Origin of the sequence: Geomonas diazotrophica (genome assembly GCF_018919385.1) — a bacterium.
Classification (GTDB): domain Bacteria; phylum Desulfobacterota; class Desulfuromonadia; order Geobacterales; family Geobacteraceae; genus Geomonas; species Geomonas diazotrophica.
In genome coordinates, this window is record NZ_JAHLMF010000010.1 from 76,906 (window position 1) to 97,972 (window position 21,067).

Below are 21,067 nucleotides of genomic sequence, written 5' to 3' on the forward strand. Positions count from 1 at the left end.
AGGTTTTCAAGCGGCCGTTCGTTGCTTCATTTCCCTTACCCGCGCGGTCAGCGCAGGCACCACCTGAAACAGGTCCCCGACGATGCCGAAGGTGGCCACCTCGAAGATGGGCGCCTCGGGGTCGCGGTTGATGGCTATGATGACGTCGGAATCCTGCATCCCGACCAGGTGCTGGATGGCACCCGAGATGCCGCAGGCGATGTAGATCTTGGGGCGGACCGTCTTTCCCGTCTGGCCGACCTGCCGATCCTGGGGGAGCCAACCCGCGTCCACGGCGCTGCGCGACCCGCCGACCACGCCACCAAGCTCCTCGGCCAACTCTTCGAGCAGGGCGAAGTTTTCCTTTGCCATCAGTCCACGACCGCCCGAGACGATGAATTCGGCACCGGCCACGTCCACCTTGTCCTTGGCGCCCTTCTCGGTGATGACTTCCAGCACCCGGGTGAAGATGGACGACTCGGCAACGGGGCAGCTCTCGTGGATCACCTTGCCGGTCCTGCCGCTTTTCTGTTGCGGCATGGGCATCACGTGCGGGCGCACCGTTGCCATCTGGGGGCGGAAGCGGTCGCACATGATGGTGGCCATGATGTTGCCGCCGAAGGCCGGACGGGTCTGCATGAGGTTTCCCTTCGCGTCGATCCCCAGTCCCGTGCAGTCCGCGGTGAGGCCGGTCTTCACGCGGGTCGCGACGGCGCCTGCCAGGTCGCGACCCATGCCTGTTGCCCCCATCAGCACCACTTCCGGCTTGTGCGTCTCAATGAGGTGGCACATCGCTTCGAGGAACGGCTCGGTGCGGTACTGGCGGAACACCGGATCGTTGACCAGGAACGCCTGGTCCGCTCCGTAGCCGAATGCGAGATCCGCTAAGTGCTCCACGCCGCTCCCTATGACCACCGCGGAAAGAGGCACACCGAGCTGGTCGGCAAGCTCCCGCCCCACCCCGGTCAGTTCCCAGGAAACCTTGGCCGCCTCGCCGTCATTCTGCTCGATGAAGACCCAGACCCCCTTGTATGCGGAGATCCTGCGGCGACGTTCCGATTCTTCTTCGTCCACCTCTTCGCCGCCGTGTTTCTCGAAACCGGCGATGATGGCGAGCTCTTCGGGGGTGTAGAACATCTCCAGTGCGCCGGCCGGGCAGGCCTTGACGCACTTCACGCAACCGATGCACTTTTCCGCAGCGATGATCGGCTCGCCCTGCTCACTCATCTCCACGCCGTCCACGGGACAGACGCTTTGGCAGCGCGCGCCGCAGGCGATGCACTTGCCGGATATCACCCGCGCCTTGCCTCGCGGTTTCTTCAGCTTAACTGGTTCTGTCATGGGGCACCTGTTGTTTTTGAATTCAGTCGGACCAGTCAGACCTGTCGGACCGGTCCGACAAGGGGGGACGCCTATACTGCCAGCATGTCGCCGTCGATCAGCCGTTCGAGCAGCAGGTTCGCCGCGCCAACCGGATCGTTCATGCCGTCGCCAATGATCTCCCCTTCCTTGCGCTCCGGAGAGAAGATGCGGCTTACCCAGGTGGGGGAGCCTTTCAGTCCTACGCTGTTCACGTCCAACTGTAACTGCTCGTTGCTCCAGCACTCCACCTGCGCCTTTGCGGAGGAAAGCCGCATGGGCACCGTCGGGTAGCGCGGCCGATTCAGTTCGCGCACCACGGTAATCATGGCTGGCAGCCGCGCCTCGACGATCTCGTAACGCCCCTCCAGCTTGCGGCGCACCACGATGGTCTTTTGTACCAGGTCGATCTTTTCGATCCGGTCCACCAGGGTCAGCTGGGAGTACCCCAGGCGAACCGCAATGCCCGGCCCCACCTGGGCAGTGTCGCCGTCTATGGTCTGCTTGCCGCAAAAGACGATGCCCACCTCTTCCTGTTCGCCCAGCTTCTTTATGGCGGCCGCGATCACATTGCTGGTCGAGAGCGTATCGGCTCCGCCGAAGACGCGGTCGGAAAGGAGAATGCTGCGGTCGACGCCCAGCGCCAGCGCCTTCCTCAGCGTCGCCTCTGCGTTGGGCGGTCCCATGGATAGTGCCACCGCTTTGAAGCCGTGGTTGTCCTTAAGGCGCAGGCTCTCTTCGAGGGCATGGCTGTCATACGGATTGATGATGAACGGTATGCCGTCCCTTATGAGAGTGTTGGTTACCGGATCGATCTGCACCTGCGTGGTATCCGGAACCTGCTTTATGCAGGCGACGACTAACATGCGTCCCTCCTTGTCGAAGCAGTTCTAAGTTTCGAAGCCATACTTACCGGTTTATGTCTTTATTGGAGTATCGTTTTACCGCTTTATCTTTAAATCACCCCATACTGCCCATGCTCGCCAGAGCGAAAACCTTATGTGGCGAGTACTTTGGCTTGGCGCCAAGGTACATGAGAGTATTGCTTCCCCGAATCGAAAAACCCTTGCGGGTCAACAAAGCTGCAGCCATCAGGTTGCCTGCCGGAACATCCAGGAATACATTGGTTCCGGCCGCGGCCAGGGCCGACTCGAGAAGCGCTGCCGCATGTCCCTCGAAGAGGGTTCCCCAAGGCCCGAGTTGTGTCCCCTGCTCCCAATGCTGGATGCAGACAAACGAGTGATTACCGCAGATGACGTGCCCGCGGTTGCCGGTTACGGCCAGCAGTGCATCACGACGGTCGCCCCACCCGGCGCTGTCCACGTGCCGGATCATCTCCGTGTCGCAGGGTGCCGCCGGAGACCAGCTTCGGCCACCGCCCCCCTCCCCCACCCAGCGGTTGATGCTGTCGACCGGAATAAAGCCCAGTTTCTTGTAAAGCTCCACCCCTTTTGCAGAGGCCGTCAGCCAGACCGTTTCTACGCCGGCATCGAGTAAGGCCTGCAACGCTCCCTGCATCAGCTCCGTACCTATACCGCCCCTGCGTGACTCGGGCGCCACCAGGAGGTTACCGATCCAGCCGCTTTTGTCGTGGCGCAGCGAGGTGATGTACCCCTGCAGCTCACTGTCGGCGCGCTTGACCAGACACCCCTGCGGGAAGGTCTGCAGCAGGAATTCCATCTCCCACTTCCCGCAGATCCATCCCTCACTCGTCGCCGCCGCGAGGAAGTGGCCGATATCGGAGTCAAGGAACGGGCTCAACATGATCAATCTGCCGTTGCCACTGCCAATTGCAGATTCTCGCCGATCAGTCCTACCGCGTCGGCACGGCACTGCTTGCAATGCTTGAACTGTCCTATGGTTTTCTCGTTGTCGCTGCGCAGCGCGTCCAAACGCTCCGCGGAAGGCGGCTCTATGTGTGCAAAATCCGCCTGCGGTATCAGCGGCATGATGTTCATCACGAAGGCCCCAAGTTCCTTGACCTGCTTGGATATGAGCGGTATCTGCGAGTCGTTGACCCCGGGGATCAGTACGGTGTTGATCTTTATGGTCATGCCCAGCTCCGCCGCCTGGCGAATCCCCTCGAGCTGGTTGTGAACCAGGATCTCCCCGGCCTCCTTGCCGCTGTAGGTCGTACCCCGGTAGTGGACGTAGGAGTAGATCCTGCCGCCAATCTCCGGGTCCAGCGTGTTGAGGGTGACGGTAAGGCTGTGCAGCTCCAGCGCCTTCAGGACGGGCATCTTGTCAGGCAGCAAAAGCCCGTTGGTGCTCATACACTTGATAAGGTCGGGGAACTCTCGGTCCACCAGCCGGAAGGTCTCGAAGGTCTCCTCGTTGAAGAGGGGATCGCCTGGGCCCGCGATGCCGATTACCTTGATGATCGGGCCGGTCACCGGGCTCGCCATAACCTCCCGCACCCTGACGATCGCCTCCTCGGGTGAAAGCAGTCGGCTGGTCACGCCGGGGCGGGACTCGTTGGCGCAATCGTGGCGCCTGGTGCAGTAGCCGCACTTGATGTTGCACTTCGGCGCCACCGCCAGGTGCATCCTGCCGTTTTTGTGATGGTTGCCGCCGAAGCAGGGATGTCCCTGAATCTTCTTCATCTTTTCGCACGAGGTTGCCATGTCATCCTCCTTGATCCTTTCAGGCGGGCCTGAAAACGAAAATGCCCGGTCGGATATCTCTATCCGCCGGGCATCGTTGCCGTCGCTTGTATTAGATACATCGTTGTACCTTTGCCTCCATATGAGCATTTAGCGTGCCATTGGTTACGCGCCGTGCTGTCTACAGTGTTCTCCAGCTCCAATGGCTGATAATGGCATGGGTGAAGGACCGGAAGAAAAAGTATGAAGAATAGATGCTTTAGCTGCAGCATTCAGGTTGAATGGGGCATGTGTACCCATCGCCGTGGTTTTGTTTGAAGGACTGACGCCCCACCTGCTCTCTTCCAATTCTTCCCAGCCTCCAGCCACCTGTGCCCGACTATTTTTTGGGCATTGCCTAAGGTCGCGGCAGCAACCCCTCCTCTCACTCTGGCGCCTGACACCGCGAAAGCATGCGAAGAAAGGGGCTCAGCAACATTCAGCGAACCGCCCGGTACAACGGATTGGTTATTGCACAGTTATGCCCATGACCACTTCTTCCGCACATAGCGACCTTATCAGTCGGGCCCGGGGCGCCTTCCTCGGGTTGGCGGTTGGTGATGCGCTGGGAGCTCCGGTAGAGTTCATGACTCGTGGGGAGATCAGGGACAAGTACGGGGTCCTGAAGGAGATGGTGGGAGGCGGTTGGCTCAGGTTGAAGCCCGGGCAGGTGACAGACGATACCGAGATGTCCTTGTGTCTGGCGCGGGCAACCGTAAAGGAAGGAGCATGGAGTCTGCAGGCGGCGGCTGATCACCTTGCCGGGTGGCTCAAATCGAAGCCTATCGATGTTGGTGACACGTGCCGGCGAGGCATAAGGAATTACATGTTGCGCGGGCTGCTGGAGACCCCTCCAAACGAGTGGGATGGCGGCAACGGCGCAGCTATGCGGACCCTGCCTGTCGCGCTCTGTGCCTTGGGAAATGACCAGCTACTGGAGCGTATTATCCTGCAACAAGCCCATCTTACACACAACCATCCTTACTCTGACGCGGCTTCGATATATCTTGGACGTTTGCTACATCTGGCGCTGACCGGGCGATCCTTGCTTCAACTGCGGCGGCAAGCCGATGAGCTCATCTCCGCGCATCCCTCGTTTTCTTTCGAACCATACAAAGGCTTGGCATCCGGTTACGTAGTAGACACCATGCAGACCGTATTCCACTGCTTCTTCAAGTCCCGTTCTTTTGAAGCGTGTATCGTGGAAACCGTCAACCAGGGAGGCGATGCGGACACGACCGGAGCCATAGCAGGAGCCATAGCAGGAGCCTATTATGGAGAAGAGGCAATCCCGTCCCGGTGGAAAAAGAAGCTGGCCAAGGAGTTGGTTGTCGAAATTTATGATCTTGCCGAACAACTGGTGTGCATGTCGCCCTTGTTGAAGTCTGTGGCAGGCGATGATCGGTGACCGCAATAGACGAGTCGTTGAATGCGGTTGATGACTCGTTTACCGCGCTCGGTGACTCGCCTATCGCGTTCGACAACTCGTTTACCGCATTCGATGACTCGTCTACCCCGTTCGATGACTCGCCTACCCCGTTCGATGACTCGTCTATCGCGTTTGATGACTCGCCTATCGCGTCCGGTGACTCGTTTACCCCGTCCGGTGACTTGTCTATCGCGTTCGACGACTCGTCTATCGCGTTTGATGACTCGTCTATCGCGTTTGATGACTCGCCTATCGCGTCCGGTGACTCGTTTACCCCGTCCGGTGACTCGTCTATCGCGTTCGACGACTCGTCTATCGCGGTTGATGACTCATCTATCGCGATTGATGACTCGTTTATTGCGGTTGACGAATCATTTACCGCGTTCGACGAGTTCTCGCCCCCCTGTCTAAACCGTGCACATGAGCCGCTTGACGCGGTACTCACCGCCGATTACGAGACACTCCCCCTCCCCCTTCAGTATTGAGTTCGGTAGCAGCTCGCTGTAGAAGAATACCTTCGCCAGCGGGACCTGTACCTGCCACACGACGAAACCGAACTCCCAGGCGCGCTCCTCGTCGGTGGTGAAGGAGTTGAGGTTGTTAAGGCGAACCATCTCTTCTCGTTTTGAAATCGTCTCCAGGACATCGTATTCGGAACGGTCGAAGGTGCCGCGATACAAGGTGAGATGCTTGCGGTCGGGGTACCTCTTGGCAAGCTCGTACTGGGAGTATTCGTAGAGGAGGTCGAGTTGGGAATTGATGGCCGAGGTGCGCGCGCTCCCCTTAGTGCGGTCGACCGCATACTGCAGGTAATTCTCGTCGTGTATCCCTGCGATGCGCACGTTGTGGAAGGTCGGGGGCAGCCCCATCCTGCTCTCCACCCACCCTTTCAGTACCGCGCCTTCCACTGAGTTGGAATCCATCATCCATCCCCTGAGAAAGCGCAGGTAGCTGTTTTTCAGACTTTTGCGCGCCGTTGCGGTCTCCTGCTGCCACTGGTGCAACTGGAATTTCACCGACATGTAATCGTTGAAGACCGAGGCGCGTTCCTCGTGCGTTTCGATGCCCGCCAGCTTGTCGAAGAAAAAGCGGTTAACAGCGCGCACCCCCTGGATTTCCAAGGGCTGCGGGTTGTCGTTGAAATGGCGGGAGGCGATGACCCAAGGGGGGAGGTTACAGTGGTTGAATGAATTCTCCATTGAATCACCACTAAATCAGATTGAGATTAAGACTCAGATTGAGAGAGAAAAAGCACGACCAGCATCTACAGCACCTTGGCGAGATCCTTCAGGATGGGCTCGATCTCGCCTTCGACTACATACGGTTCTACCCCCAGACGGTCGAGTTCTATCCTCGGAGCTTCCCCGATCATCGAACAGACCACAGCACGGCAGCCTATGAGGGCGTCGGCGGTGTCTTTGAGCGTATGGGCGCGCAGCGGATGGTCCGGATCGAAACGGCAGTATTTCTCCACAGGCCGCTCCTCCAGGAAGGTCACCTCATCGTCCTCCACCCGGTAGATAAGAAAACGCTCGACGTGCCCGAAGTGCTGGTTGACCTCTTTGCCATCTTTGGATGCTACAGCGAAAAGCATGGTTAACCTCCATCAAAATCCCCCCCTCCCTTTGTGGGAGGGGGGAGTCCGCGCGCAATTTCCGATATCCGGGGAACGAACCAAGGGAAAGGGAGGGACGGTTCTTACGCCTCTATCGGGGCAAAGCTGAAGCACTTCTTGGAGCAGGTCCGGCCGCAGGCACCGCAGCCGATACAGTTGCCGGGATTCTCCACTTTCATAAACATCTTCGCCGAATCGTCCTCGTCCACCTCTTCAAAGCTCAGCACGTCATGAGCACAGACCTTGTAGCAGCGGCCGCAGCCTATGCAGGTCTCGTCATCAATGGCGACGATGAATTCGGGGGTCCACTCTTTCTTGCTCTTGGTCAAGCCGGTGATGTAAGCCATGGTGATTCTCCTTTTGTTATGTAGTTGTCAGTCGACAGTTAATGCACTGGATGAATATTTCGCGCGCTTCGCCGGCCTGGCCTCCTCCCCCGAGGTTGAGAGTTAAGGAGGGGGAGACTAGTCCTCGTCAAGGAACGAGCTCACGTTGTCCTTGTCCATCGCCTTACGCAGCCACGGCGGCGGGTTGCCCCGCAGCACCTCCTGCATCTTCTCGATGGACTCCTTCAGCCCCACCTCGACGTTGGTCTTCATCGGGTGGATCCGCTTGGCCACCAGCTTTGCCGCAGCCGGCCCGCCGATCTGCATGGTATAGACGATGGCGCACTCGGAGAGAAGGTTCGCTCGCGCGGCGATGCGGTCCTCCTCGTCACTGCCATGCTCGCCGACGGAGAGGGTCTGGACGTAATGTGCCTCATCCGGCCCCACCTCCCAGATGTGGAACGAGTCCGCCTGGCCGAAGTGCATATCGATGTTGTCGCCTGTCCTGCTGGTAAAAGCGATCTTCATAGCTCGGTCTCCTTAAATCTAGATTGAGATTAAGATAAAGATTAAGTAAAACCGATCTCTCTTAATCTTAATCTTAATCTTTGTCTTAATCTGCCTCATAAATGTAGATTGCGATTAAGATAACGATTAAGTAGAACAGATCTCCCTTAGTCTTAATCTTTGTCTTAATCTGCCTCCTAGTTGTGCGCCAGTTTCTGCGCTTCCTTGGCGTTGGCCTGGAAGATGTTGGCCAGCTCGAATATCAGGTTGAGCGTCCCTTGGTAGCCGACCCACATCTTGTGGTGCGCGCCGAGCCGGTCGAACACCGGCATGCCGGTGCGCAGGTGTGCGCCGATGCCCAGTTTCTTCGCGGCCTGGCGCCCGTTGGAATTGGCCACCAGCAGATCCGCCCCCGCCGCCGTCTGCTCGAGGTCTTCGAGATCCCCGACGAAGAGATTCTCGACCGGCAACAAGTCAAGTCCTCGGGTCCTGGTTGCCGCGATGGCGACGTGGATATCGCAGCCGAGACTGGCGAGGAACGTGGTCATCCCCTTCAGGTGATCGGCCTCAAGGGCCAGCGCGACCTTTTTCTGCCCGAACTGGTAGTGGCAATCGACCATGGCATCCATAAGGCGGCTTCTCCAACGTCTGAACTTCTCCGGCGCCGGCCGTCCGGATACCGCCGAGAGCGTGGTCATCAATAGATCGGACTCGACGAGGCCTGTTATCGACATGAATCCGTAACTGGGGATGCCGAACCTCTCTCCGAGGATGCCGGCGGCGTCGGCCAGCGAATCGCCGAAGTACAGGGTGGCCACACTGCTGCCCGCCGCCTTGATCCTCTCGACGCTGACCCCTCCAATGGACAAGGCCGAAACAGTGGCATCGATATGGCCATCCAGTGCGTTGGAGATGTCGGGTACCACCAGCGGATCGAGACCGAATGCACGGCATATTTCCGAGATTTCTTCCACCTCCGCAGGAGTTAGATGGCACCCGGGCAGGATATTTACCTGTGTAGGTATTGCGATACCGCCTTGCGGAACTGTGGCAACGATCGCTTCTACCGCCGCGGCATACCCCTCCTGCATCGAGCCACAGTAATCCGGGGTGGACGCGTGAATCACAGGAATATCGGCATGCTCGGGGTGCGCTTCACGAAACTGCACGATGGCGCTTCTGACGTCGTCCCCCATGGTTTCGGTCAGGCCTGTGGTCATCACCCCTACCACGGCCGGCTTGAATTTCTCCATGACCCGGTTCAGGCCTGCCTTCACATTCTCCCAGCCGCCGAAGATGGCGGCGTCCTCGCTCATGCTGGTCGAGTTGAGGGCGATGGATTCCTTGAAATGCCGGGAAAGCTGCAACCTGATGAAGGTGGAGCATCCCTGCGCGCCGTGCAAAAGCCCGAGCATCCCGTCGATGCCGAGGTACGCCAGCGTAGCCCCCAGCGCCGGGGAGTTCTTCTGCGGGTTCACGGTCGCGTTTTTGGTCGGCACTTTGACCCGCGATTCCTTCATGTCCATGGCGGCCAGGCGGGCCGCGTGTCCCGTACTGAGGGCAAGGTCCGTTTCCAACGCTGCAGCATTCTTCTCCCAGGGCGCCTTGCCGTTGAGAGCCGGCCAGATCGGGTTGTTCACCGTCAAGTCGAGCTGTTTGGCGAAGGTGACCATGCCGGCGTATCCGGCGTAGGGATGCGAACGGCCGTGGTTGATGTCCAAAAACGGAGTCTTGGTCTTCAACGCAAGGTACTTGGTCTTGCCTCCCGCCACGATCAGGTCGGGGAGCTTGTCGTACATCACGGAGAGAAGACCGGCGGTGCTGGTGTCGGTGATGATGGAGGCATCCTCGTGCATCAAAGCCTTCATACGGTAGAAGTCTTCCAGGGTGGAATTCTGGGTGCCGGCGGCGAGGATCTCGACTCCCAGCTCGGCCAAGGCATTGACCATGGACCAGGTCTTCACTCCGCCGGTAAAGAGCACCGCCCTCTTCCCTTCCAATCGGGCGCGGTAGGGAGCAAGTTCGGCGCGGCAGGCCGATTCGCTTTCCTCTATCAGTCGCTCTACCCGGTCCTGCATCACACTTTTTTCCAGGCCGCTGACCCGGGCATCCAGCTCTCGCGCTATGTCACGCAAGGCCTTGGCCACGTCGGTCATACCGTAGAAGGATTCCTCGAGGTATGGGATGCCATAGTTCTTCTGCATCTTCTTGGCGAGGTTGGTGAGGCTCTTGGAGCAGACGATGATGTTCAACTTGGCGCGGTGCGCGTAACGGAGGTCCTCGAACTTCGAGTCGCCGCTGATGCAGGAGAGAACCCGGATGCCAAGCTGATCGAAGAGCGGCAGCATCCCCCAAAGATCCCCGGCAATGTTGTACTCGCCGATCAGGTTGATGTCGTAGTCCGTGGTGTACTCGGGCTCGGCGGTCCCGATCACGTATTTGAAGAGGGTCTCGCCCGCCAGGCGGTTGCCGATGTTCTTGTCACCGATGAAACCCGGCGTATTTACCGGGATGACCGGGACGCTAACCTTGTCAGCGGCGGCCTTGCAGACGGTCTCGATATCGTCGCCGGTCATGGAGGTTACGCAGGTGGCGTAGACGAAGATCGCTTTCGCCTCCGGGTAGCGCCCGGCCAGTTCCTGGATGGCGCGGTACAGCTTTTTCTCGCCACCGAAGATCACGTCGTTTTGCAGCATCTCCGTGGTGAAGCCGCGGCGGTAGATCTGGGAGTCCGAGGAGCGGGCCCCGCGGTTGTCCCAGGAGTTCCCGGCGCAGGCGATAGGGCCGTGCACCAGGTGGATGACGTCTGTTATGGGCATGAGGACCACGCGCGCGCCGTCATAGGCGCAGCTTCGTTCGGTCCCCTCGCCCGGTTCGGATTTCTTGCAGAACTTGGGAGCCCCGGCGTCGTGTGTGTCGCAATCTGTCGTGTCGTACCAATCCGGCTTCGCCATTGGAGCCTCCTTTAGAAGCGGTAAAAGCAGGGGCTAGGGACTGGGGACTAGGGGCTAGTTAAGTCAAACCCCGTCAGGCGGCTGGCAGAGCTGGCCGCCTGTTGCCAGCCCCTAGCCCCTAGTCCCTGGTTTTGTTATCTCATCATCTCGAAGTGACGGTCATCGCAGGTCTCGTCACGGACTTCGATGAATTTGTTGCAGATGGTGGTCAGCATGTTGATGGCGCCCTGGTAGCCGATCAAGGGAGCACGGTGCAGGTTGACACGGTCGAAGACCGGGAAGCCGAACCGGAACAGCGGGATCTTGGCGTCGCGTGCGGCGAACTTGCCGTGGGTGTCGCCGATCATGGCGTCCACCGGGTCGGTCATCAGCAGGCTTCTCATGTGCCAGAGATCCTTGCCCATGTAGATCTTGCACCCCTTGCCGTCCGGGGACGCGTCCAGTAGCGCCTGAATCTCTTTCTCAACCTTCTTGGTGCCCTTGCTGCAGAGGATGTGGTGCGGTCTGGCGCCCATCTCCAGCAGGAAGGAGACGTAGCCCAACAGGTAATCCGGGTCGCCGTAGAGGGCGAACTTCTTGCCGTGGATGTACTGGTGCGCGTCGGTCATGGCATCGACGGCGTTGCCGCGCTCGGCCTTCAACGACTCCGGCACCGGCTTGCCGAACAGCACGGACAGCTTCAGCAGCAGGGCATCGGTCTTGGCGATGCCGAACGGTGTCGGCAGGGATGCGTGGATGCCGGAGTAGTTGTCCTTGATCCAGCTGAAGGTCTTGGAGCTGGCGAAGGGGGCTACGGTCAGAGTCGCCTTGCCGTTGATGGAATCCGCCGCGTCCTCCAGCTTGGTGCCTCCCGGATATGGACGGTAGGTGCCGTCCAGGGGCGAATCGAAGGTCTCGGAAATATCGGCGAGCAGCGTGTAGGGGATGCCGAATTCCTTGAGGATCCTCTTGTACTCGCGGTAGTTGCCGGTGTTGCAGTCAAAGCCCGGGATCAGGTTCAGCTTCCCGGTGCAGCGCCCCTCGACTTTCCTGTCTTCGGTCAGCGTCTGCAGGATGGAGAGCAGCATCGAGTCGTAGCCGTGAACGTGCGAGCCGTTGAAGCTCGGGGTGTTGGCGTAGGGGAGCGGGTAGTCCTGCGGCACGATCCCCTTGTTCCTCGCGTTCTTGATGAACGCGGTCAGGTCGTCGCCGATGACCTCCGGCATGCAGGAGGTGAAGATCGCCATCATCTTGGGCTTGTAGATGGTGTAGGCGTTCTCCAGTGCCTCGTGCAGGTTGTTCTGTCCCCCGAACACCGCGCCGTCCTCGGTCATGGAGTCGGACACCGCCGGAGCCGGCTCGCGGAAGTGGCGGTTGAAGGTGGAGCGGTAGTACGAGGCGCACCCTTGCGAGCCGTGCACGAAGGGGAGCGTCCCCTCGAAGCCGTGCGCGGCGAGCTCTGCACCCAGCGGCTGGCAGGCGTGCGGCGGGTTGATAACCAGTGCCTGGCGGGCGAAGTTCTTTTCCTTGTACTCCTCGGTATTGATCCACGCGGAAACCCGGTTCACTTCCTCTTCGGGTATCTCGGTGACGTATTTCACGGCAGCTTCTGCAGTCATGGTTATGCTCCTTTAGGCCGGCGACCAATCCGTCGCACGGCGGTAAGTCAGATTGATTAGGATTGAGATAAAGAAGTCATAAACAGGCCGGTTCTACTGTTTCTCTGTCTTTACTTACTCTTTATCTTTGTCTTAATCTGCCTCTAAAACGGTGCCTTCACGAGCTTCCAAGTCGGGCTGTTGACGGCCATGTCGACGTCACGGGCGAAAATCGGGAAACCGTTGTAGGCGTGGTATGGGCCTGAGTAATCCCAGGAATGCATCTGGCGGAACGGGATGCCCATCTTCTGGAACAGGTACTTCTCTTTGATGCCGGAGCCGACCAGGTCGGGACGCAGCTCGTCTACAAACTGCTCCAGTTCGTGCTCGGAGGCGTCGTCGTAGATGACGGTGGCTTCCGGCATCTCCACCGAGGTTCTCTCGTAGTCGTCACCGTGGGCGAATTCGTAACCGGAACCGACCACCACCATCCCGAGGTCCGCGTAGGCGTTCACGGTGTGCCGGGGGCGCAGGCCGCCGACGTAGAGCATCACCTTCTTACCCTCCAGACGCGGACGGTACTCGTCGATCACCGCCTGCATGATCGGGTCGTACTTGGCGATGGCCGCCTCCACTTTCTCCTTGATGGTGTCGTCGAAGTACTCGGCGATCTTCCTCAGGCTTTCGCGGATCTTGGTTGGGCCGAAGAAGTTGAATTCGAGCCAAGGGATGCCGTATTTTTCTTCCATCACGCGGCACATGTAGTTCATGGAGCGGTAGCAGTGGATCAGGTTCAGCTTCACCTTGTGGGTCGCCGCGATCTTCTCCAGCTCGCCGTCGCCAGTCCAGACCGCCTTGACGTTGAGACCTATTTCCTCAAGCAGAGGTTTAACGCTCCAGACGTCGCCGCCGATGTTGTAGTCGCCGATGAGGGCGATGTCGTACGGGGATTCCGGCTCGGCAAACTCGCGGGTACCGATGATGTGGTCGCGGATGGTGTCGTTGGAGATGTGGTGCCCAAGCGACTGCGACACGCCGCGGAAACCCTCGCAGTTGCAGGGGATGACCGGGATCTGCAGCTCCTCGGAGGCGACCTTGGCTACCGAGTTGATGTCGTCGCCGATGAGGCCTACCGGGCACTCGGAGAGTACCGAGATTCCCTTGGCGAGCGGAAAGAGCTCGTGCGCCTCGTTTAGAAGCGTCTTCAGCTTCTTGTCGCCCCCATAGACGATGTCCTTTTCCTGGAAGTCGGAGGTGAACTGCATGGCGAACTGGCTGACGCCGTTCACTCCTGTGACGAGGTTGCGACGTGTGCCCCAGGAGTACCAGCCGCAGCCGACCGGACCGTGGGAGACGTGTACCATGTCGCGGATCGGCCCCCAGACCACCCCTTTGGCGCCTGCATAGGCGCAGCCGCGGGCGCTCATGATGCCGGGAACGGTCTTGCGGTTACTCTTGACGCAGGCCCCCTCCCCTTCGTTGGGAGCCAGGTGCGGCGCCCTCTTCTTCTTGGCCTTATCCGGATAAATCTCCATGGCGTGATCGATCATGGCCTGGGTAGATTCCTTGGTGATCCCTGCTACCTTCTTTACGGGTGCTTCAGACATATAAGGCTCCTTTTCAGGGACGGCTGCCGATTCCGCCCCTGCAGAAAATTAAACCGCTGCCGCCTCGGCCACGCCCACGATAGACTCGTCCTCGGCTTCCATGATGCCGAACTCCATCAGCAGTTCTTCCAGCTCCTCCATCTCCAGCGGAGTCGGGACTACCAGCATCTTGTTGTCGTAAATCTTCTGTGCCAGGGTGCGGTATTCCTGTGCCTGGGGGTGCTCAGGGGAGTACTCGATGACGGTCATCCTGCGCAACTCGGCGCGCTGCACCTGGTTGTCGCGGGGCACGAAGTGGATCATCTGGGTGCCGAGTTTGGCGGCGAGAGCCGAGATCAGTTCGAACTCCTTGTCCGTCTTCCTTGCGTTGCAGATGAGGCCGGCGAGGCGGACCTTGCCTGAAGAGGCGTACTTGAGGATACCCTTGGCGATGTTGTTGGCGGCGTACATTGCCATCATCTCGCCGGAGGTCACGATGTAGATCTCTTCCGCTTTCCCTTCACGGATCGGCATGGCGAAACCGCCGCAGACGACGTCGCCCAGGACGTCGTAGAAAACGAAGTCGAGGTCCTCGGTGTAGGCGCCGTTTTCCTCCAGGAAGTTGATGGCGGTGATGACGCCGCGCCCTGCACAGCCAACCCCAGGCTCCGGTCCGCCGGACTCGACGCATTTGACGTCGCCGTAGCCGACCTTCATGACGTCATCAAGCTCCAGGTCCTCAACGGTGCCGAGTTCGCGGACCAGATCCATGACGGTGGACTGGGCCTTGGCGTGCAGGATAAGACGGGTGGAGTCAGCCTTGGGGTCGCAGCCGACAATCATGACTTTCTTGCCGAGAGATGCCAGGCCTGCCACCGTGTTCTGGGTGGTGGTGGATTTGCCGATGCCGCCTTTGCCGTAGATCGCGATCTGTCTCATGTTCCTTCTCCTTTTTTTGTGCCCCGCTGCCGCCGCCATGCTTGCGGTGACCGCTTGACCGACTTCGTCAGCCACTCTGACGAACCCGCCGGTCTCGTCCGCTCTCCTCAGATCCTGAGGCGGCGCGGGGCTCTTTTGGTTTTCGAGGCCCATTCCAATAAAAAAGGCGCTCCGTATTGCTACGGTGGCGCCCTTGCCTTCTTGCTCTGGTTGGAATACCTCGGTGTATCCCTTATTCGGTTTTATTCTCTTTTAGCAGTTACCGTGCCAAGCTGTAAGATGCCGCTTTTACTATGATATATCGTTTACAAAACCTTCAAGTTTCAATTCGCCGAGCTTTTTGTCGAGGCATTTGCCTAACTATTGTGCAGCACCCGGAAGCTCGTTTGGCCGTTCGGGGGACAGCTCACTATCACGCGGCAAGCGAGACCGAACGGGCCTGGTGCAGCTTGAGCAGGTCTTTAGGGGCGAGCGGTCCCTTGATGCGCTGTGCGGTGCTCCGCACCAGCGCCATCAGTTCCTGCGCCTCGTCCCGGGAGATCGGGATGCCGATCTGGCGGTAGCTCTCAACGATCCCGTTGGTACCGGAGTGTTTGCCGGCCACGATGTGCCTGGTGAGCCCCACCTCTTCCGGCGGGAACAGCTCGTAGTTGCGCGGGTCCTTCAGCACCCCGTCCGCGTGCAGTCCCGATTCGTGGGAGAAGACCTTTTCCCCGACCACCGCCTTCCAGGCCGGCACCTCGCGGTTGGAAGCGCGCCCCACCAGCTTTGAGACCGCACGAAAGCGCCTGGTGTCGATGCCCACGTCGACGCCGCAAGCCACCTTGAGCGCCATGACCACCTCTTCCAGGGCGGCGTTGCCGGCGCGCTCCCCCAGACCGTTCACCGTGGTGCTGATGTAGCGGGCCCCGCCCCTCACCCCGGCGAGAGCGTTCGCGGTGGCGAGGCCCAGGTCGTTATGCGTGTGCACCTCGATCTCCAGTTCCGGAACCGCCGCGTTCAGATGCGCTACCTTCTCGTACATGGCGAAGGGGTCGAGGATGCCCAGGGTGTCGCAGAAGCGGAAACGGTCGGCGCCGTGGTCGCGCGCGGTCCGCATCAGATCGACCAGGAAGCGATCGTCGGCGCGGCTGGCATCCTCGCCGCCGACGCAGACGTACAGCCCCTTCCCCTTGGCAAAGCCCAGCGCGCGCTTGAGCTGTTCCTTCACCCAATCCCTGCTCTTGTTGATCTTGTGCTCGATCATGATGTCCGAGACGCTCAGCGAGATGTCCACTGCCTCGATGCCGCAGGAGATGCTCGCCTCGATGTCCGGAATCAGGGCGCGGTTCCAGGTGATGAGGCGCGCCGACAGGCCCAGGCTGACAAGGGCCCTGATCGAATCGCGCTCCTCCTCCCCCATGGCCGGGATGCCGCATTCCAGTTCGTGCACCCCCATGGCGTCCAAGTGTCTGGCGATGGCGATCTTCTCACGGGTACTGAAGACCACGCCTGCGGTCTGCTCGCCGTCGCGCAAAGTGGTGTCACCGATAAATACTTTCGTCTGCTCACCCATGTCGCCTCCCTCCGAAGCCAATGCTTCGTGTAAAAAGCGTAGCGGGCGCCTTTGCCCTGGAACTGCCTAAGTACAGACCGATCAGCAGGAGCTGTGCCAGGAGGAGCCGACGGTTGGTATACGAGAGGAGTCGAGCGCTCAAGCCACTGTAAAAACGCGGAAAAAAGTTGGTCGCGACGGAGGCGTCGTTCGGGTGGCGGCGGCAGGGACCAGGGGCAATCCAAAAAGCAGGCGCCTAAATTAACGGCAGTAGCCTGTTAGGGGGGCGGCAGGGGAAGATCGGCATCTCCTGTAGCAGGATGCCTGTCTCCCTACTTCTTCTTGATCTTTTTTCGTTGTTTATCATTAATCCAGATGGTATCCTGCTGCGGCTTCAATTCCGGATTCATATATCATTGCTGCAACTTGGACAAAGGAGGGAGAGATGATTAAGAAGTTGGCCAACGTGATAACCCTGGTGATGGCGCTGACGGCGTTGGCAGGATGTGGTGGAGGAGGCGGTGAAACGTCGGGCTACTCGGGGAAGACTGCTCCTACCGCCCTGACCGTGGGGAATGCGACCGTGATGTCACTGGATGTCGTCGACGGCCTCGACAGTGTCTCCGCTTTAGGGGGGATCGCCAAAAGGGCGGCCTCCTCGCCGGAAGACTCTATCAGGATCAGATCGCTCTCCGACGCCCTTGAAAAAAGTGTTGCCGCCATGGCACAGAAACCCGCCTTGGCCAAGACCGTCGCGGAAGCAACCAGTGGAACCCAATATGGCTACTCCGGCTCGTTTACCTACGCCGGCACGTTGGACACCACGACGGGCAAAATTGTGGCCACTTTCACCTACAATGCTTACCAGGCGAGCGCAGACTCGGTGATCATCTCGGGTAGCGTGTCTGTCAGCGGTACCGTCCTTGCGCTAAGAGGCGGCGGGGTGCAGCAGCTCAACATCGTCATTTCATCTCTGCAGATCGCAGAGCCAGGAGGACGTTACGGTTCTGACGCAGGGGTGCTGGTCACGGTAAAAGGCAGGATGAGCATCGTCAACGACGTTGACAAGACCATCACCTTGTCGATGGTCTTCACCGACGGGGCAAGCGGCAAGACCTACTGGTACAAGGATTTCAGCACGGTCGTCTCTTACAGCACCACAACCATCCAGGGGACCTTCTACCACCCTGACTATGGCTATGTCACCCTGACCACCCTCACTCCGCTTTCCAACGCCACCAACACCTACGGCGACCCCGTTTCCGGGCAACTGCTGTTCACCGGAGGGAACGGGTCGCAGGTGCGTCTCACCTACACCGGTACCGGCGTCGGCTATCTGCTTGAGCTCGACGCAACTGGAACAGGAATCTACACCGCGCTGTAAGCATCATCAGTCTGACTGTGGTAAAGGCTCTGAGGGGTGGCAAGCACTGCACCCCTCAATGCGTCTCCCCCCTCTTCCCTGCCGCGACACCCCGCTTGTTTCTGCAATGACATATTTTCCAATGGTTTATGTGGTTCCGCCACGTTACACCCGGCCGGTGCAACGGTGGTTGTCCGGCTCGCACGCCAGGTCGGCGTATTGCTGATTTTATTACTAAAGTACTGTCATACAAAACCGAAGAGACATGGGCAATCATCAAGTCACCTACGCCAAAAGGCGGAAAGGTGCAAAGGAGCTGCAGTCATGTCTATTTCGAAAAGGTTGTTCCTGATGTTGTTTGTCTCGGTCTTCGCGATGGTGGGACTCACCGTATTCAACGAGTTCCAATCGGAGCGTGTCTATAACGCGGCAAACTATGGAAACGTCAACAGTATCCCGAGCATCACGATCCTGAACAGGGCTTCGATCGCGATGCGCGACGTACAAACCGACACCTTGATCCACATTCTGAACACCGACGAGTCGAAAACGGCAGAGTTGGATCGGCTTATCCTGGAGGGGAGAGCAGAGGTGGACAAGGCGCTCAAAGAGTACGAGCAACTTCTTTCCGACGACAAGGACAAGCAGCTCCTGGCCGACGACCGCGCCGCCGTGGCCGAACTGTTCACTTTGGTGGACAAGGTCGTGGGCTTGTCCCGCGCCAACAAGAACAGTGACGCAAGGGATCTCTTCACCTCCAACAGGGCTGTCTGCTTCAAGGCGGACAGCGCCTTTGCGGCTCACCTGAAGTACAACCTCGCGCTGTCGGACAAAGGAAGCAAGGAAGCGGTTTCAATAAAGAAATCTGCGCTCGTATTGGCGGTGACGTCGACGCTGATCGTGGTGGCCATCGTCATCGCAGTGGCACTTTTCATTATCCGTTCCGTTCGGGCGGTGGTCTCCGAGGTGATGAGCGCTGCCGACAACGTCTCTTCCGGCAGCCAGCAGATGTCGCAAAGTGCCGAGGAACTCTCCCAGGGGGCCACCGAACAGGCGGCGGCCGCTGAAGAGGCATCATCATCGATGGAGCAGATGTCCGCAAATGTACGCCAAAACGCGGACAACGCTTTGCAAACGGAGAAAATCGCGTTGCAGACCGCTGCCGACGCGAAGGAGAGCGGTCAGGCGGTAGCCAAGACGGTTCAGGCCATGAGAGAAATCGCCGGAAAAATTTCCATAATAGAGGAGATCGCACGTCAGACCAACCTGCTGGCCCTGAATGCCGCGATCGAGGCGGCCCGTGCAGGCGAGCACGGCAAAGGTTTCGCGGTTGTGGCAAGCGAAGTGCGTAAGCTCGCGGAGCGTTCTCAGAAAGCTGCTGCGGAGATATCAAACCTGTCGCAGGGAAGCGTGGAAGTGGCAGACAAGGCTGGCGAGATGCTGACGCAGATGCTCCCCAACATCCAGAAAACCTCTGAGCTGGTGCAGGAGATTACCGCAGCCTGCAAGGAGCAGGACAGTGGCGTGTTGCAGATAAACCAAGCCATCCAGCAACTCGATCAGGTGATTCAGCAAAATGCTTCCGGTGCCGAGGAAATGGCCAGCACCGCCGAAGAGCTCGCCAGCCAGGCCGAACAGCTGCAAAGCGCCATCTCCTTGCTTACTGCCGGCAACAAAGGGGGGAAAAGCGCCGCGCCCGTGCGCAGGCCTTCCGGGAGTCCGGTTGTCAGAAAAGGGGGGACGAGACCGTCCTCCAGCAAGCTGACTTACTCAGGAGCGGTTTTGGACCTCGAAGAGCGTGACGAACGCTTCGAGAAGTATTAGCCCCCCTTCCCTCTCCTCTGCAGGTGCGCCCAGGCAGCGGTGCCCGGGCGCACCCTCCTTTTTGGGCCACTATCGTTGTGCAGGCTTTCCAACGCTTGGCAGTACTGGAAAAAGCAGCGACTCTTGCTGGTATTCAAAAGGACCTGCATTGAACTTGGCAGATCAAGTAAGAGAAGTTCTTATACAAACATCGCTTACTGTGATCCAAGTTACATCTAAATTAAAAGAATTACTCCAATCTGCCCTAACAGTGTGGATGCTTTCAGTTCTGATGGTTTGGCGGGTAACGTCATTGGCAGAAAAGGAGGACGTGATGGCTTCCAGAGACCGCAGCGGCGGCGCAAGGTTGGATTCGGCAGATTTCTGCGTACTGAAAGTGCAACTTTCCCGCAAGGGGGCATTTGCAGGCTCCTCTCCCCCCCAAATGCACTTCATGACGGTCGACAACCGCATGGAGACCCTCGATTTCGTTCAAAACAACCTGGACCTCTGTGCGAAGAACATCCTCAAGCTGGTCCGGGGCAAAGACAGCAAATAAAATCCCCGGGGGACCTGCCCCCGGGGATATGAAGATGACGGCGCCCCCCGGCCGTGTCACGGAAGTACCTGCGCCCCGCCTCATCTGCGGGACGGCGCTATTTTTGCGAGGAACGCGCGCACCCGTTTCGCGTTAGTGCCGAGGTCGGAGATGCCGACCCGGGATACGGATCGTATGTCGAGCAGCGAGCGATCCCCGGCGGGGACGATCCGTACTGCGATGTCATCCTTAAATCCGAACCACCTCGTCGTGTCCGTCGCCTCTATGATCCCTTCCGCCGGACGCTCCGCCACGATATCCCACCCAAGATCCCTTGCAATCAACAGTGCCGTCTTGTAAGCCTCGTTCGCCGATAGCGCCAAAACGACTGTCTTCAGCTCCGGATAGGCCTTCATCTGCTGCGTGGCGACCTCTATCCCGCCGTATCTGACGCCGGCACGGCGCTCGGTGCTGATAGCGACAAAACGGGGCGGATTGTTGAGGTCCGTGCTGATGTCGTGGATGCGCGGGTAGCTTTGGGCCTGAACCTTCCAGTACAAGGGGATTCCGAAGGAGACCAGGGCAAGGAGAAGGGCGATCAGCGACACGAAAACCCCTTTATAGTGTCTTCCTCTCACCGAGACGACGCCGGATGCCACAGCGACGACTGCGCATCCCAATCCGATGTAGCCTGCCGCCTTGATCATGGTGAAGCCGGTTCCGAAGTTCCAGACGTGAAGCCTTGCGCCGGGGCCGGAGGAAAAAAGAAGCAGGGCAGCGCAGACGGCGCAGGCAACAGTAAAAAGCGGCAGCACCATCGCGCTGCTTGGGAATGAACCTCTCTTCTCTGGCTGTTCCATACGGCCTCCCTTACTGGGTGATACCCTCCCCCTTCTCCTCCCCTTCAACCTCTCCT

Annotated in this window: 18 protein-coding genes; 4 read left to right on the top strand and 14 right to left on the bottom strand. The window is 59.1% G+C overall.

Annotated features, from left to right (window positions below):
* Positions 1 to 6: 6 nt before the first annotated feature.
* From KOM00_RS12580 to KOM00_RS12595, 4 genes are all read right to left on the bottom strand, one after another.
* Positions 7 to 1,320, bottom strand: a complete 1,314-nt coding sequence (locus KOM00_RS12580) for an electron transfer flavoprotein subunit alpha (RefSeq protein WP_216499281.1) — start codon at positions 1,318 to 1,320, stop codon at positions 7 to 9.
* A gap of 71 nt (positions 1,321 to 1,391) precedes the next feature.
* Complete coding sequence (locus tag KOM00_RS12585; protein WP_216499282.1) at positions 1,392 to 2,204, bottom strand: electron transfer flavoprotein subunit beta/FixA family protein; 813 nt, start codon at positions 2,202 to 2,204, stop codon at positions 1,392 to 1,394.
* Between the two features lie 94 nt (positions 2,205 to 2,298).
* Positions 2,299 to 3,102, bottom strand: coding sequence for a GNAT family N-acetyltransferase (locus tag KOM00_RS12590; RefSeq protein WP_216499283.1), 804 nt, complete (start codon positions 3,100 to 3,102; stop codon positions 2,299 to 2,301).
* 2 nt (positions 3,103 to 3,104) lie between these two features.
* On the bottom strand, positions 3,105 to 3,962 hold the full coding sequence (locus KOM00_RS12595) for a radical SAM protein (RefSeq protein WP_216499284.1): 858 nt from the start codon (positions 3,960 to 3,962) through the stop codon (positions 3,105 to 3,107).
* Positions 3,963 to 4,467: 505 nt separating this feature from the next.
* On the opposite strand from KOM00_RS12595, the gene draG reads away from it, so the two are divergent.
* Positions 4,468 to 5,388 carry an ADP-ribosyl-[dinitrogen reductase] hydrolase gene (draG, locus tag KOM00_RS12600; protein ID WP_216499285.1) on the top strand — a complete coding sequence of 307 codons (921 nt, stop codon included), beginning with the start codon at positions 4,468 to 4,470 and terminating at the stop codon, positions 5,386 to 5,388.
* A 428-nt stretch (positions 5,389 to 5,816) separates the two neighbouring features.
* On the opposite strand, the gene KOM00_RS12605 is transcribed toward draG, so the two are convergent.
* The 9 genes from KOM00_RS12605 to nifV all read right to left on the bottom strand — a co-directional run bounded on the left by KOM00_RS12605 (position 5,817) and on the right by nifV (position 16,468).
* Positions 5,817 to 6,608, bottom strand: coding sequence for an NAD(+)--dinitrogen-reductase ADP-D-ribosyltransferase (locus KOM00_RS12605; protein WP_216499287.1), 792 nt, complete (start codon positions 6,606 to 6,608; stop codon positions 5,817 to 5,819).
* 65 nt (positions 6,609 to 6,673) lie between these two features.
* Complete coding sequence (locus KOM00_RS12610; protein ID WP_216499288.1) at positions 6,674 to 7,003, bottom strand: NifB/NifX family molybdenum-iron cluster-binding protein; 330 nt, start codon at positions 7,001 to 7,003, stop codon at positions 6,674 to 6,676.
* Positions 7,004 to 7,107: 104 nt separating this feature from the next.
* Positions 7,108 to 7,371, bottom strand: coding sequence for a ferredoxin III, nif-specific (gene fdxB, locus KOM00_RS12615; RefSeq protein ID WP_216499290.1), 264 nt, complete (start codon positions 7,369 to 7,371; stop codon positions 7,108 to 7,110).
* Between the two features lie 117 nt (positions 7,372 to 7,488).
* Entirely contained in the window at positions 7,489 to 7,878 is a 390-nt protein-coding gene (nifX, locus tag KOM00_RS12620) for a nitrogen fixation protein NifX (protein ID WP_216499291.1), read from the bottom strand.
* Between the two features lie 176 nt (positions 7,879 to 8,054).
* Entirely contained in the window at positions 8,055 to 10,811 is a 2,757-nt protein-coding gene (locus tag KOM00_RS12625; RefSeq protein WP_216499292.1) for a bifunctional nitrogenase iron-molybdenum cofactor biosynthesis protein NifEN, read from the bottom strand.
* A gap of 134 nt (positions 10,812 to 10,945) precedes the next feature.
* Positions 10,946 to 12,409: a nitrogenase molybdenum-iron protein subunit beta gene (gene nifK, locus KOM00_RS12630; RefSeq protein WP_216499293.1), complete on the bottom strand. Its 1,464-nt coding sequence runs from the start codon at positions 12,407 to 12,409 to the stop codon at positions 10,946 to 10,948.
* A gap of 143 nt (positions 12,410 to 12,552) precedes the next feature.
* On the bottom strand, positions 12,553 to 13,995 hold the full coding sequence (nifD, locus tag KOM00_RS12635) for a nitrogenase molybdenum-iron protein alpha chain (protein ID WP_216499295.1): 1,443 nt from the start codon (positions 13,993 to 13,995) through the stop codon (positions 12,553 to 12,555).
* Between the two features lie 48 nt (positions 13,996 to 14,043).
* The gene (gene nifH, locus KOM00_RS12640; protein ID WP_216499296.1) at positions 14,044 to 14,913 is read right to left on the bottom strand and encodes a nitrogenase iron protein; all 870 of its coding nucleotides are present in this window, start codon (positions 14,911 to 14,913) and stop codon (positions 14,044 to 14,046) included.
* Positions 14,914 to 15,325: 412 nt separating this feature from the next.
* Positions 15,326 to 16,468, bottom strand: a complete 1,143-nt coding sequence (nifV, locus tag KOM00_RS12645; RefSeq protein WP_216499297.1) for a homocitrate synthase — start codon at positions 16,466 to 16,468, stop codon at positions 15,326 to 15,328.
* 424 nt (positions 16,469 to 16,892) lie between these two features.
* Between nifV and KOM00_RS12650 the strand changes: the two genes are divergently transcribed.
* The 3 genes from KOM00_RS12650 (at position 16,893) to KOM00_RS12660 (ending at position 20,172) form a co-directional block, all read left to right on the top strand.
* Positions 16,893 to 17,831 (top strand): hypothetical protein, encoded by a 939-nt coding sequence (locus KOM00_RS12650; protein WP_216499298.1) that lies wholly within the window; start codon positions 16,893 to 16,895, stop codon positions 17,829 to 17,831.
* 303 nt (positions 17,832 to 18,134) lie between these two features.
* A complete protein-coding gene (locus tag KOM00_RS12655; protein ID WP_216499300.1) occupies positions 18,135 to 19,634 on the top strand; it encodes a HAMP domain-containing methyl-accepting chemotaxis protein in 1,500 nt (499 codons plus the stop codon).
* Between the two features lie 313 nt (positions 19,635 to 19,947).
* Positions 19,948 to 20,172: a hypothetical protein gene (locus KOM00_RS12660; protein ID WP_216499301.1), complete on the top strand. Its 225-nt coding sequence runs from the start codon at positions 19,948 to 19,950 to the stop codon at positions 20,170 to 20,172.
* An 80-nt stretch (positions 20,173 to 20,252) separates the two neighbouring features.
* On the opposite strand, the gene KOM00_RS12665 is transcribed toward KOM00_RS12660, so the two are convergent.
* Positions 20,253 to 21,011, bottom strand: a complete 759-nt coding sequence (locus tag KOM00_RS12665; protein WP_216499302.1) for a DUF1499 domain-containing protein — start codon at positions 21,009 to 21,011, stop codon at positions 20,253 to 20,255.
* Between the last annotated feature and the right edge of the window lie 56 nt (positions 21,012 to 21,067).

Bases quoted from the DNA above. Each gene is read 5' to 3' on its own strand.
- KOM00_RS12580 (WP_216499281.1), bottom strand. From the start codon at position 1,320: ATGACAGAACCAGTTAAGCTGAAGAAACCGCGAGGCAAGGCGCGGGTG.
- KOM00_RS12585 (WP_216499282.1), bottom strand. From the start codon at position 2,204: ATGTTAGTCGTCGCCTGCATAAAGCAGGTTCCGGATACCACGCAGGTG.
- KOM00_RS12590 (WP_216499283.1), bottom strand. From the start codon at position 3,102: ATGTTGAGCCCGTTCCTTGACTCCGATATCGGCCACTTCCTCGCGGCG.
- KOM00_RS12595 (WP_216499284.1), bottom strand. From the start codon at position 3,962: ATGGCAACCTCGTGCGAAAAGATGAAGAAGATTCAGGGACATCCCTGC.
- draG (WP_216499285.1), top strand. From the start codon at position 4,468: ATGACCACTTCTTCCGCACATAGCGACCTTATCAGTCGGGCCCGGGGC.
- KOM00_RS12605 (WP_216499287.1), bottom strand. From the start codon at position 6,608: ATGGAGAATTCATTCAACCACTGTAACCTCCCCCCTTGGGTCATCGCC.
- KOM00_RS12610 (WP_216499288.1), bottom strand. From the start codon at position 7,003: ATGCTTTTCGCTGTAGCATCCAAAGATGGCAAAGAGGTCAACCAGCAC.
- fdxB (WP_216499290.1), bottom strand. From the start codon at position 7,371: ATGGCTTACATCACCGGCTTGACCAAGAGCAAGAAAGAGTGGACCCCC.
- nifX (WP_216499291.1), bottom strand. From the start codon at position 7,878: ATGAAGATCGCTTTTACCAGCAGGACAGGCGACAACATCGATATGCAC.
- KOM00_RS12625 (WP_216499292.1), bottom strand. From the start codon at position 10,811: ATGGCGAAGCCGGATTGGTACGACACGACAGATTGCGACACACACGAC.
- nifK (WP_216499293.1), bottom strand. From the start codon at position 12,409: ATGACTGCAGAAGCTGCCGTGAAATACGTCACCGAGATACCCGAAGAG.
- nifD (WP_216499295.1), bottom strand. From the start codon at position 13,995: ATGTCTGAAGCACCCGTAAAGAAGGTAGCAGGGATCACCAAGGAATCT.
- nifH (WP_216499296.1), bottom strand. From the start codon at position 14,913: ATGAGACAGATCGCGATCTACGGCAAAGGCGGCATCGGCAAATCCACC.
- nifV (WP_216499297.1), bottom strand. From the start codon at position 16,468: ATGGGTGAGCAGACGAAAGTATTTATCGGTGACACCACTTTGCGCGAC.
- KOM00_RS12650 (WP_216499298.1), top strand. From the start codon at position 16,893: ATGATTAAGAAGTTGGCCAACGTGATAACCCTGGTGATGGCGCTGACG.
- KOM00_RS12655 (WP_216499300.1), top strand. From the start codon at position 18,135: ATGTCTATTTCGAAAAGGTTGTTCCTGATGTTGTTTGTCTCGGTCTTC.
- KOM00_RS12660 (WP_216499301.1), top strand. From the start codon at position 19,948: ATGGCTTCCAGAGACCGCAGCGGCGGCGCAAGGTTGGATTCGGCAGAT.
- KOM00_RS12665 (WP_216499302.1), bottom strand. From the start codon at position 21,011: ATGGAACAGCCAGAGAAGAGAGGTTCATTCCCAAGCAGCGCGATGGTG.